Source organism: Streptomyces sp. NPDC030840, assembly GCF_055572015.1.
Window position 1 is genome coordinate 424018 of the sequence record NZ_JBVIEE010000001.1, and the last position, 12763, is coordinate 436780.

The 12763-nt window shown below is 69.9% G+C and carries 6 protein-coding genes; 4 read left to right on the plus strand and 2 right to left on the minus strand.

Annotated elements, in window-relative coordinates; all coding sequences use genetic code 11:
- The first annotated feature begins 415 nt into the window (after window positions 1-415).
- On the plus strand, window positions 416-2284 hold the full coding sequence (gene lepA, locus ACZ49J_RS01770) for a translation elongation factor 4 (protein WP_467455451.1): 1869 nt from the start codon (window positions 416-418) through the stop codon (window positions 2282-2284).
- A gap of 294 nt (window positions 2285-2578) precedes the next feature.
- Complete coding sequence (locus ACZ49J_RS01775) at window positions 2579-4456, plus strand: AMP-dependent synthetase/ligase (RefSeq protein WP_467455450.1); 1878 nt, start codon at window positions 2579-2581, stop codon at window positions 4454-4456.
- Window positions 4457-4565: 109 nt separating this feature from the next.
- On the opposite strand, the gene ACZ49J_RS01780 is transcribed toward ACZ49J_RS01775, so the two are convergent.
- Entirely contained in the window at window positions 4566-5138 is a 573-nt protein-coding gene (locus ACZ49J_RS01780) for a response regulator (protein ID WP_467455448.1), read from the minus strand.
- A gap of 15 nt (window positions 5139-5153) precedes the next feature.
- On the minus strand, window positions 5154-9233 hold the full coding sequence (locus ACZ49J_RS01785; RefSeq protein ID WP_467455446.1) for a HAMP domain-containing protein: 4080 nt from the start codon (window positions 9231-9233) through the stop codon (window positions 5154-5156).
- Window positions 9234-9426: 193 nt separating this feature from the next.
- Between ACZ49J_RS01785 and ACZ49J_RS01790 the strand changes: the two genes are divergently transcribed.
- Complete coding sequence (locus ACZ49J_RS01790; RefSeq protein ID WP_467455444.1) at window positions 9427-11412, plus strand: SpoIIE family protein phosphatase; 1986 nt, start codon at window positions 9427-9429, stop codon at window positions 11410-11412.
- A 58-nt stretch (window positions 11413-11470) separates the two neighbouring features.
- Entirely contained in the window at window positions 11471-12703 is a 1233-nt protein-coding gene (hemW, locus tag ACZ49J_RS01795; RefSeq protein ID WP_467455442.1) for a radical SAM family heme chaperone HemW, read from the plus strand.
- The last annotated feature ends 60 nt before the right edge of the window (window positions 12704-12763 follow it).

The window sequence follows — 12763 nt, forward strand, 5'->3', positions numbered from 1 at the left end:
ACGCGCCGGTGATTGATCTTCGAGTGGACCACCGGAGACTCCGGTGGAGCCGATCGCGCCTCGCGCTGAGAGGGCATGAGGCACAGCCCCCCACGGTACCAGTCGGCTTCCCGCCGCCCCAAACCGGTCCCGTGCGGGGTGCCTGCCGCGTGGTGGTTCCGCGCCGACCGATTGCCCTTCCCTGGGGGAAGCCCCCCGCCGTTGCGGGAAGGCCCCCACACCGCTTCACAGAGCGCCCGCCCACCCGGCTCACGCACCCGCCGCAACCCGGCCCGCACGCTCCTCCGCCTCCGGCTCGCGCGCCCCTCGTCGCCCGGGCCGGTCTCCACTCCTCACGCGTGGGACGATGGAGGCTACGTATCGATCCGACCCGAGACCGCAGACACTGCGGACGCCTCAAGAATCAGGACCCTGCGTGCCCGCGATCCCCAGCCATGTGCCCGAGCCGAGCCGTACCGACCCGGCGCTGATCCGCAACTTCTGCATCATCGCGCACATCGACCACGGCAAGTCCACGCTCGCCGACCGGATGCTCCAGCTCACCGGTGTCGTCGAGCAGCGGCAGATGCGCGCTCAGTACCTCGACCGCATGGACATCGAGCGCGAGCGCGGCATCACGATCAAGTCCCAGGCGGTGCGGTTGCCGTGGGCTCCGACCAAGGAGCCGGGCAACACGCACATCCTCAACATGATCGACACCCCAGGTCACGTCGACTTCACGTACGAGGTCTCGCGGTCGCTGGCGGCGTGTGAGGGGACCATCCTCCTCGTCGACGCGGCCCAGGGCATCGAGGCCCAGACCCTCGCCAATCTGTATCTGGCGATGGAGAACGATCTGACGATCATCCCCGTGCTCAACAAGATCGACCTGCCGGCCGCGCAGCCCGAGAAGTTCGCCGAGGAGCTCGGCAATCTCGTCGGGTGCGACCCCGACGACGTGCTGCGTGTCTCCGCCAAGACCGGCGTCGGCGTCGACGCGCTGCTCGACAAGGTCGTCGCCGAGATCCCCGCACCCGTCGGGGTCAAGGACGCGCCCGCGCGCGCCATGATCTTCGACTCCGTGTACGACTCCTACCGCGGTGTCGTGACGTACGTCCGTGTCGTCGACGGGCAGCTCAACAAGCGTGAGCGCATCCGGATGATGTCCACCGGCGCCACCCACGAGCTGCTGGAGATCGGCACCAACTCGCCGGAGATGCTCGGTGCCGACGGGCTCGGGGTCGGTGAGGTGGGCTACCTCATCACCGGTGTGAAGGACGTCCGCCAGTCCAAGGTCGGTGACACGATCACCAGCTTGAGCAAGGGCGCGACCGAACCCCTCGGCGGGTACAAGGACCCCAAGCCGATGGTGTTCTCCGGCCTCTACCCCCTCGACGGCTCCGACTACCCGGAGCTGCGCGACGCCCTCGACAAGCTCCAGCTCAACGACGCCGCGCTGGTCTACGAGCCGGAGACCTCCGCCGCCCTCGGCTTCGGTTTCCGCGTCGGCTTCCTGGGGCTGCTGCACCTCGACGTCATCCGGGAGCGGCTGGAGCGGGAGTTCGGGCTCGACCTCATCGCCACCGCGCCGAACGTGGTCTACCGCGTGCTCATGGAGGACGGCACGGAGCACACGGTCACCAACCCGAGCGAGTTCCCCGAGGGCAAGATCAGCGAGGTGTACGAGCCGGTCGTGCGCGCCACGATCCTCGCCCCGAGCGAGTTCATCGGCTCGATCATGGAGCTGTGCCAGACCCGGCGCGGGACCCTGCTCGGGATGGACTATCTGTCCGAGGACCGTGTCGAGATCCGCTACACGCTCCCGCTCGCCGAGATCGTCTTCGACTTCTTCGACCAGCTGAAGTCCAAGACCCGCGGCTACGCGTCGCTGGACTACGAGCCCACGGGCGAGCAGACCTCCAGCCTCGTCAAGGTCGACATCCTGCTGCACGGCGACAAGGTGGACGCCTTCTCCGCGATCACCCACAAGGACCAGGCGTACGCCTACGGAGTGCGGCTCGTCGCCAAGCTCAAGGAGCTGATCCCGCGGCAGGCGTTCGAGGTGCCCGTCCAGGCCGCCATCGGCTCCCGGGTCATCGCCCGCGAGACCATCCGCGCCATCCGCAAGGACGTCCTCGCCAAGTGCTACGGCGGTGACATCTCCCGTAAGAGGAAGCTGCTGGAGAAGCAGAAGGAGGGCAAGAAGCGGATGAAGATGGTGGGCTCGGTGGAAGTTCCGCAAGAGGCCTTCATCGCCGTGCTGTCCAGCGACGACGGCGGCGGGTCCGGCAAGGGCAAGAAGTAGGGGCAGGCGGGAGCTGCCGCCCGCCCCCCCACGAGCCTCGATGCCCCGTCCGCGTAGCGTCTATTACCCGCGGAAACAGGGCAGAATACGGGCCCGCCGCACCGAAGGAGCGGCGGGCCCGTACGTGCGCGTAGGGTCGCTCTTTGTAGGAGTTGTTGTAGGAAGTGACAGCACGCCGCCCCTTACGCACCGGGCAGTCGAGCTCTACCCTGATCACCACTCGATGGTTACTCGCGAGTTAAACAACAGCCGCTTTGAGCCAGCCGCACACTGTCGCGGGCCCCGGAGGATGTCGTGAGCGACACACTGACCCTGATCGAGAACCGTCCGCCGTCCGTGGCGGCCCTCTTCCTGGAGCGCGTGGCGGCCACGCCCGACGCGGAGGCCTACCGCTACCCCGTGCCCGCTGCCTCGGGTGCGGGCCCGGACGACTGGAAGTCGCTCAGCTGGGCGCAGGCCGCCGAGCGGGTCTACGCCATCGCGGCCGGGCTGATCGAGCTGGGCGTGCAGCCGGAGCAGCGCGTCGCCCTCGCCTCCGCCACCCGGGTCGAGTGGATCCTCGCCGACCTCGGCATCATGTGCGCGGGCGCGGCCACCACGACCGTCTACCCGTCGACGAACGCCGACGAATCCGCGTACATCCTCTCCGACTCCGAGAGCAAGGTCCTCATCGCGGAGGACGCGGCGCAGCTCGCCAAGGCCGTGGAGAAGCGGGCCGAGCTGCCCGACCTGACCCATGTCGTCGTCATCGACCCGGCCGGCGCCGATCTCTCCGAGGACTGGGTCCTCTCGCTCGCCGAGCTGGAGGAGCGGGGCGCGGCGTACCTGGAGAAGAAGCCCGACCTGATCCAGGAGAAGGTCGGCGCGATCACTTCCGAGCAGCTCGCCACCCTCATCTACACCTCCGGCACCACGGGCCGTCCCAAGGGCGTCCGCCTCCCGCACGACAACTGGTCGTACATGGCGAAGGCGATCGCCGCGACCGGCCTGGTCAGCGCCGAGGACGTGCAGTACCTGTGGCTGCCGCTCGCGCACGTGTTCGGCAAGGTGCTCACGTCGGGGCAGATCGAGGTCGGACACGTCACCGCGGTCGACGGCCGCGTTGACAAGATCATCGAGAATCTGCCGGTCGTCCAGCCGACGTACATGGCGGCCGTGCCGCGCATCTTCGAGAAGGTCTACAACGGGGTGGCCGCCAAGGCCCGCGCGGGCGGCCCGGCCAAGTACAAGATCTTCCAGTGGGCGTCCGGGGTCGCCCGCGAGTACGCCAAGGTCAGCCAGGACAACTTCCGCCGCACGGGCACCGCCTCCGTGCCGTTCAGCCTGGGCGCCAAGCACAAGGTCGCGGACGCGCTGGTCTTCAAGAAGCTGCGCGAGGCCTTCGGCGGGCACCTGCGGGCCTGCATCTCCGGTTCCGTCGCGCTGGCCCCCGAGATCGGCTTCTTCTTCGCCGGCGCGGGGATCCACATCCTGGAGGGCTACGGCCTCACGGAGTCGTCCGCCGCGTCCTTCGTCAACCCCGGTGAGGCGTACCGGACCGGCACGGTCGGCAAGCCGCTGCCCGGCTGCGAGGTGCGCATCGCGGACGACGGCGAGATCCTGCTGCGCGGTCCGGGCATCATGCAGGGCTACCACAAGCTGCCCGAGAAGACGGCGGAGGTTCTGGAGCCGGACGGCTGGTTCCACACCGGTGACATCGGCGAGCTCTCCCCGGACGGCTACCTGCGCATCACCGACCGCAAGAAGGACCTGTTCAAGACCTCCGGCGGCAAGTACATCGCGCCGACCGAGGTCGAGGGCCAGTTCAAGGCCCTGTGCCCGTTCACGTCCAACGTCATGGTCATCGGCGCCGACCGCAACTTCTGCACCGCGCTCATCGCCCTCGACGAGCCGTCCCTCCTCGGCTGGGCCAAGGAGAACGGCATGGAGGGCAAGTCGTACGAGGACGTCGTCGCCTCGCCCGCGACGGTCGAGCTCATCGACGGCTACGTCAAGCGCCTCAACGAGGGGCTCCAGCGGTGGCAGACGATCAAGAAGTTCCGTCTTCTGCCGCGGGATCTGGACGTGGAGCACGGTGAGCTGACGCCGAGTCTGAAGTTGAAGCGGCCGGTGGTGGAGCGGGAGTACAAGCATCTGATCGATGAGATGTACGCGGGGACCAGGGAGGCGTAGCCGGGAGAGGTGGGGGGGGGACTGTCCGTTGCTCTCCGGCCGCGGGTTGTTCGTGGCTGGTCGCGCCCGCGCGGCGGAGCCGCATATTCAACACAGCCCCGCGCCCCTTTCAGGGGCGCATCTCGTCCACCAGGCCTTGTAGGTCCCGGATCTGGGTGCGTATCGCTTCCTGGTCCACCGGACCGTTCGCCGCCAGTTGCTTCTCCAAGGACGCCAAACGGTCACTCACCCGGGCGAACAGCGTCTTTTCCTGGGCCAGCATCCGTTCCAGCTGCACATTCTTGCGGTGCAGGTCCAGGAACACGGCGACCTTGGCGCGCAGGACCCAGGGGTCGAAGGGCTTGGTGAGGTAGTCGGCGGCTCCGGTGGCGTAGCCGCGGAAGGCGTAGCCCGCGTCGGCGTCCGTGCCCGTCAGGAAGATGATGGGGACGTCCTTGGTCTGGTCGAGCCGTTTGATGTTCGCGGCCGTCTCGAAACCGTCCATGCCCGGCATGCGGATGTCGAGGAGGACCACGGCGAAGCGCCGCCGCAGCAGCGCCTTCATGGCCTCCTCCCCGGAACGGGCCCGTACCAGCGGCTCGTTGAGAGACCCGAGCACGGCCTCCAGCGCTATCAGGTTGTCCTCCATGTCGTCCACGAGGAGGATGCTGGCGCGCTCGTCGGACGTTGCCTCAATGCTCATCTCTGACTGCCTCACTCAGTCCGCTGCCTCATGGGCGCTCGTCCCCTCGGCATCGGATCGCCCCTCCGGCTCGGCGCCGTCCGCGTTCCCAGGATCCTCCGGATTCTCCGGGTCGAGAAGCGCGCAGACGACCGTGAGCAGCTGGTCGACGTCCACCGGCTTCGGTACGTAGTCGTTGGCGCCGCGCGCGATGGACTTCTCGCGGTCGCCCGGCATCGCCTTGGCGGTCAGCGCGACGATGGGCAGGCCCGCCCAGCGGGGAGTGCGGCGGATGGCGGCGATCGTCTCGTAGCCGTCCATCTCCGGCATCATGATGTCCATCAGGACGAGTTCGACGTCAGGGTTGCGCTCCAGTGTCTCTATGCCCTCGCGGCCGTTCTCCGCGTACAGGACGGGCATGCCGACGCGTCCGAGCACGTGCGTGAGCGCGAAGACGTTGCGGATGTCGTCGTCCACTATCAGCACGCGCCGGCCCGGCAGGACCTGTCCGGCGCGGCCCGACTTCCAGGCCTCCAGCTTGTTGGGCGCCGGCCAGGAGTCGTCCGGGTCGGGCCCGGTGAACGGCTCCGCCGACAACTGCTCGGGAACGGGCAGGACCCGCTCCTCCGGCACCGGTCCGGTCGCCGAGTGGCCGGGGCTGACGACCGGGACGTACAGCGTGAAGGTGGACCCCTTGCCGGGCACGCTCTCGGCGATGATGCGGCCGCCCAGCAGACCCGCGATCTCCCGGCTGATGGACAGGCCGAGGCCCGTGCCGCCGTACTTGCGGTTCGTCGTTCCGTCGGCCTGCTGGAACGCCTCGAAGATCACCGGGAGTTTCTCGGGCGCGATGCCGATACCGGTGTCGGAGACGGCGAAGGCGATCACCTCGTCGGTGTCCTCGCGGGTGTAGCGGTGGTCGGGGTCCTTGACGCGGTTGACGCGCAGCTCGACCCTGCCGCCCGCGGTGAACTTGATCGCGTTGGAGAGGAGGTTGCGCAGGATCTGCTGGAGGCGCTGCTCGTCGGAGTACATCTCGCGCGGCACGTCCTCGCCGACGGCCACCTCGAAGGCGAGGCCCCGGTCCAGGGTGAGCGGGCGGAACGTGGCGTGCACGTAGTCGAGCAGCTTGATCAGCGGGAGCTTCTTCGGGCGTACGTCCATCCGGCCGGCCTCGATCTTCGACAGGTCGAGGATGTCGTTGATCAGCTGGAGCAGGTCCGAGCCGGAGCGGTGGATCGTCGTCGCGAACTGCACCTCCTGGTCGGTGAGATGGCCGTCGGGGTTGTCGGAGAGCAGCCGGGCCAGGATGAGGAGGGAGTTCAGCGGTGTGCGCAGCTCGTGCGACATGTTCGCCAGGAACTCCGACTTGTACTGGGAGGAGGTCGCGAGCAGCGCCGCCTTCTCCTCCAGTTCGGCGTTCGAGCGCTGCAACTCCGCCTGCTGCTTCTGGAGTTCGTCCGAGCGCTCCTGCAGCTGCATGGCGAGGCGCTGGGACTCGCCGAGGAGCGACTCCGTACGGGAGTTGGCGATGATGGTGTTGATCGCGACGCCGATCGTGTTCACGAACTGGTCGAAGAACGCCAGGTGTACGTCAGAGAAGCGCGAGAAGGAGGCCAGTTCGATCACGCCGAGGAGTTTGTCCTCGAACAGGATCGGGATGATGACCACGCTGGACGGGGCCGCCTCGCCCAGACCACTGTTGATCTTGATGTAGTCCGGCGGAGCCTCCTCCACCAGGATCCGCTTCTTCTCCCGCGCCGCCTGCGCCACCAGCCCGTGCACCGGAAGGCCGCCCGTCTCCACGGTCGCGCCCTGCGCCGAGCCGTACCCGGCGATGAACGCGAGCCCCTTGCCGAGCCCCTTGCCGGGCGCGGCCGTGCGCAGCGCCGCTCCGTCCTCCTCGGGGTCCGCCAGGTAGAAGGCGCCGTACTGCGCGTTCACCAGCGGCGTCAGCTCGCGCAGGATCAGGTCGGCGACCTCCATCAGGTCCCGGTGGCCCTGCATCAGCGCCGCCAGCCGCGCCAGGTTGGACTCCAGCCAGTCCTTCGCGCGGGTGGTCTCGCGGAGGTTGGCCACCATCAGGTTGATGTTGTCCTTCAGCTCGGCGACCTCGCCCTGCGTCTCCACCGTGATCGAACGGGACATGTCGCCCTGTGCCACGGCCGAGGCCACCTCGGCGATCGCGCGGACCTGGGTGGTCAGGTTCGACGCCAGCTCGTTCACGTTCGTCGTCAGGCGCTTCCAGGTGCCGTACACGCCCTCGACCCGTGCCTGACCGCCGAGCCTGCCCTCGCTGCCCACCTCGCGGGCCACCCGCGTGACCTCGGAGGAGAAGGAGGAGAGGGTGTCGACCATGGTGTTGATGGCGGTCTTCAGCTCCAGGATCTCGCCGCGCGCGTCCACGTCGATCTTCTTGGACAGGTCGCCGTTGGCGACTGCGGTGGTGACCTGGGCGATGTTCCGCACCTGGGAGGTCAGGTTGTCGGCCATGTAGTTGACGTTGTCGGTCAGATCCCGCCACACACCGGACACCCCCAGCACCTGGGCGCGACCGCCGAGCCGGCCGTCGGTGCCCACCTCGCGGGCCACCCGGGTCACCTCGTCGGCGAAGGCGCGCAGCTGCTCCACCATCGTGTTGACGGTGTCCTTCAGTTCGAGGATCTCGCCGCGGGCGTCGACGGTGATCTTCTTGGACAGGTCGCCGTTGGCCACGGCCGTGGTCACCTGGGCGATGTTGCGGACCTGCGAGGTGAGGTTCAGCGCCATGAAGTTGACGTTGTCGGTGAGGTCCTTCCAGACCCCGGACACGCCCCTGACCTGGGCCTGACCGCCCAGGTTGCCCTCGGTGCCGACCTCGCGGGCGACGCGGGTGACCTCGTCGGCGAAGGCGGAGAGCTGGTCGACCATGGTGTTGATCGTGGACTTCAGCTCCAGGATCTCGCCCTTCGCCTCGACCGTGATCTTCTTGCCGAGGTCGCCCTGGGCGACGGCCGTGGACACCAGCGCGATGTTCCGCACTTGCGAGGTGAGGTTGTCCGCCATGAAGTTGACGTTGTCGGTGAGGTCCTTCCAGACCCCGGACACACCCCTGACCTGCGCGCGACCGCCCAGGTTGCCCTCGGTGCCGACCTCGCGGGCGACGCGGGTGACCTCGTCGGCGAAGGCGGAGAGCTGGTCCACCATCGTGTTGATCGTCGACTTCAGCTCCAGGATCTCGCCCTGCGCGTCCACCGTGATCTTCTGACTGAGGTCGCCGTTGGCCACGGCGGTGGTGACCTGGGCGATGTTCCGCACCTGGGACGTGAGGTTCGAGGCCATGAAGTTGACGTTGTCGGTGAGGTCCTTCCAGACCCCGGACACACCCCTGACCTGCGCACGGCCGCCCAACTGGCCCTCCGTGCCGACCTCACGGGCCACCCGGGTCACCTCGTCGGCGAAGGCGGACAGCTGGTCCACCATCGTGTTGACCGTGAGCTTGAGTTCGAGCAGCTCCCCGGTCGCCTCGACGGTCACCGTCCGGGTGAGGTCGCCGCGCGCCACCGACGTCGTCACCAGGGCGATGTCCCGCACCTGTGCCGTCAGCCGGGATGCCATCGTGTTGACGGCCTCGGTCACGTCCCGCCAACTCCCGGACAGGCCACGCACCTTGGCGCGCCCGCCCAGCCGCCCCTCCGTGCCGACCTCGCGCGCGACCCGGGTCACCTCACCCGTGAACAGCGACAACTGGTCGACCATGGAGTTCACGGCACGCCCCAACCGCCGCAGGTCACCCCGGAGTTGCCGGTTCCCGTCGTGCAGGTCGACCCGCTGGGTGAGGTCCCCGCCGGCCACCGCGTCCAGCACACGCGTGGCGTTGGCCGCGGGCGCCACCAGGGCGTCGAGGAGCTGGTTCACGTCGTCGACGCGGGACGTCCAGCTGCCCTGGCCCGGGCTCGCGGAGAGCCGCTCGTCGAGACGGCCGTACCGCACCAGCTCCCGCCGTACCCGCTGCACTTCCGTGGTGAAGTGCGTGCTGCGGTCGATGATCTGGTTGAACACGGCGGCGAGCTCGGCCACGATGCCGTGGCCCGCCTCCGGTGCCTTCCTGAAGTCGCCGTCCCGCGCGGCCGTCATGGCCGCGAGGAGAGGGCGTAGATCGGATGTCCGAATCTGTCCGTCTTCCTGACCGTCTTCGAGCACCCGCGTAGCACTGTTCTCACTCATGGTGGCCCACTTCGGTAACTCGGCGCTTATGGGCGTGGCCAGTCTGTCACTCTGTCCATGCCGCCCGAGGCCTATTCGTACGAACTGCTCAGGGAGCCGAACCGTGGGGGCCATTCCGACGCAACGCGAGTCGACGACTCGTGCTCCTGGTACGCCTGCGCACCGGGGCACGGACCGGCGCGCGGTCGCACGCGCGTCGTTGCCCGGCGGCCCGCTCGCGCCCGGCGCCGCCCGCCGCTTCGCCCGCGCCAGCCTCGACGAATGGGGGCGGCTCGCGCTGCCCGGCGCCGAATCCCTCACCGGCCGGTTCGCCGACGACGTCCTGGTCGTGGTCAGCGAGCTGGTCACCAACGCCGTCGTGCACGCCGGCACGGACGTCGACCTGCTGTGCCGTCTCGAACCCCCCGATCACCCCGAGCGCTGCGGCGAGGAGCCCGCCCACGTCGTCGTCGAGGTCTCCGACCACCACCCCGCGCGCGCCGTACGCGACGACGGCACCGAACGCCCGTACAGCACCGAGCGCCCGCACGCCACGGAGCCCTCCTACGGCACCCCGGAGTACGGGCGCGGTCTGCGGCTCGTCTCCGCGCTCTGCGACGCCTGGGGCATCACCTACCGCACCGGCGTGAAGACCGTCTGGGCGCGCCTGCCCGCCGACGGGTCCGCGGACGTCGAGGGTGAGCGGATCGAGGCGTACGCCGCCGACGCCGCCTTCGACCGGGGGACGATCGCCGCCGAGATACTCGCCCCCGCTCCCAGGCGCGGCACCGAGGGCGACAAGGACTGGCTGAACCGCGGCGCCCTCTCCTTCCTCGCCGAGGCCTCCGACCTGCTCGCCGGGCAGCTCGACGAGGACCTGGTCGCCGCGCTCGCCGGACAGCTGCTGGTGCCGCGCCTGGCCGACTGGTGCGCGGTGTGGCTGGAGGACGAGGGCATGGGCTGGCGCGGCGCCGAGGCCGGGCTCGGTACGGGCCCCCGGCTCGCCCGCGTCTGGCACGTCAGCGAGAACCGCATCGAGGGCCTCCGCCAGGCGCTGGAGAAGGACCCGCCGCGGCTGCCGGAGTCCGTACGGTCGCGGGCGGTGCCCGTGGCGTGGCCCGCCGAGGCTTTCGCCGACCAGGCCGAGACCGGTACCGCGCTCGCGTACCGGCTGATCGCGGGCGGCCGCCCGCTGGGCACGCTCGTCATCGGGCGGGCCGGACTGCTCCGCTTCGCCGACGAGGTCACCGGGCTCGTCGAGGACCTCAGCCGCCGGGTGGCCCTCGCGATCGGCGCGGCCCGCCAGTACGCCCGCCAGGCCACCATCAGCCGGGTCCTCCAGCGCGGGTTGCTGCCGGGCGCGGTCGCCGAGATCCCCGGGATGCACAGCGCGCTCGTCTACGAGCCGTGCGACAAGGGCGGCCCCAGCGGCGACTTCTACGACCTGTTCCCGGCCGGCGACGGCCGCTGGTGCTTCGCCCTCGGAGACGTCCAGGGCAAGGGCCCGGAGGCCGCCGTCGTCATCGGCCTCGCCCGGCCCTGGCTGCGGCTGCTGGCCCGCGAGGGCTACCAGGTCGCCGACGTCCTCGACCGCCTCAACCAGCTCCTCCTCGACGACGCCACGGAGGCGGCGGACGCGGCCGCCCGGGCCCTGGTGACGGCCGGCGGGCCCGGTCTCGGCACCGACGAGGGCCCCCAGACCCGCTTCCTGTCCCTGCTGTACGGCGAACTCGTCCCGTACGAGGGAGGCGTCCACTGCACCCTCGCCTCCGCCGGACACCCCCTGCCGCTGGTCCTCGGCCCGGACGGCGACGTCCGCCCCGCCGCCGAGCCGCAGACCCTGCTCGGTGTGATCGAGGACACCGCGTACACCTCCGAGACCTTCACCCTGCACCCCGGCGACACACTGCTGTGCGTCACCGACGGCGTGACCGAACGACGCTGCGGAACGGTGATGTTCGACGACGGGGACGGCCTCGCGGCCGCGCTGGCCGACTGCCGCGGGCTGAGCGCGCAGCTCGTCGCGGAGCGGATCAAGAGACTGGTGCACGAGTTCGGGGAGCGGCCACCGGAGGACGATCTGGCGTTGCTGGTGCTACAGGCGGAGTAATGGGCGAAGGACCTGGTGGTGGGGCAGTGCTTTCGGGCAGTGCTGGAGAATGGAGGACATGCCTTCCGCACTCCCCGACGGCGAGCCCGTCCCCGACGACGGGGCGCTGCCCGCGCACGCCCTGACCGGGGCCGCGGACCGGCCCCTCGGCTTCTACCTGCACGTCCCGTACTGCGCGACCCGCTGCGGCTACTGCGACTTCAACACCTACACCGCGACCGAGCTGCGCGGAACGGGCGGCGTCCTCGCCTCCCGCGACAACTACGCCGAGACGCTGATCGACGAGATCCGCCTGGCGCGGAAGGTGTTGGGCGACGATCCCCGCCCGGCCCGCACGGTCTTCGTCGGCGGCGGTACGCCCACGCTGCTCGCCGCCGGCGACCTCGTACGGATGCTGGGGGCGATCCGGGACGAGTTCGGGCTCGCGGACGACGCGGAGGTCACCACGGAGGCGAACCCGGAGTCGGTGGACCCGGCGTATCTGGAGGCGCTGAGGGAGGGCGGCTTCAACCGCGTGTCCTTCGGCATGCAGAGCGCGAAGCAGCACGTGCTGCGGGTGCTGGACCGCACGCACACGCCGGGGCGTCCGGAGCGCTGCGTCGCGGAGGCCCGGGCGGCCGGGTTCGAACACGTCAACCTCGACCTGATCTACGGCACGCCCGGGGAGTCCGACGACGACTGGCGGGCCTCCCTGGAGGCGGCGGTCGGGGCGGGGCCCGACCACGTGTCGGCCTACGCGCTGATCGTGGAGGAGGGCACGCAGCTCGCGCGGCGGATCCGGCGGGGTGAGGTGCCGATGACGGACGACGACGTGCACGCGGACCGGTACCTGATCGCGGAGGACGCGCTGTCGGCGGCGGGCTTCTCCTGGTACGAGGTCTCGAACTGGGCCACGTCCGTCGCGGGCCGCTGCCTGCACAACGAGCTGTACTGGCGCGGTGCCGACTGGTGGGGCGCGGGCCCCGGTGCCCACAGCCACGTCGGCGGGGTGCGGTGGTGGAACGTGAAGCACCCTGGGGCGTACGCGGGGGCCCTGGCGGAGGGGCGGTCGCCGGGGGCCGGGCGTGAGGTCCTGGCGGACGAGGACCGGCGGGTGGAGCGGATCCTGCTGGAGCTGCGCTTGCGGGAGGGGTGCCCCTTGTCGCTCCTTCGCGAGGCGGGGCTCGCCGCGGCGCGGCGCTTTCTGTCCGAGGGGTTGCTGGAGGAAGGGCCCTTCGGGGAGGGGCGGGCCGTGCTGACGTTGCGGGGGCGGTTGTTGGCGGATGCGGTGGTGCGGGAGCTGGTGGACTGAGCGGGGTCCGTCGGGGGAGGGTCCTTCGCCCCCGCCGCCCCTACCCGTCCCATCCCTGGG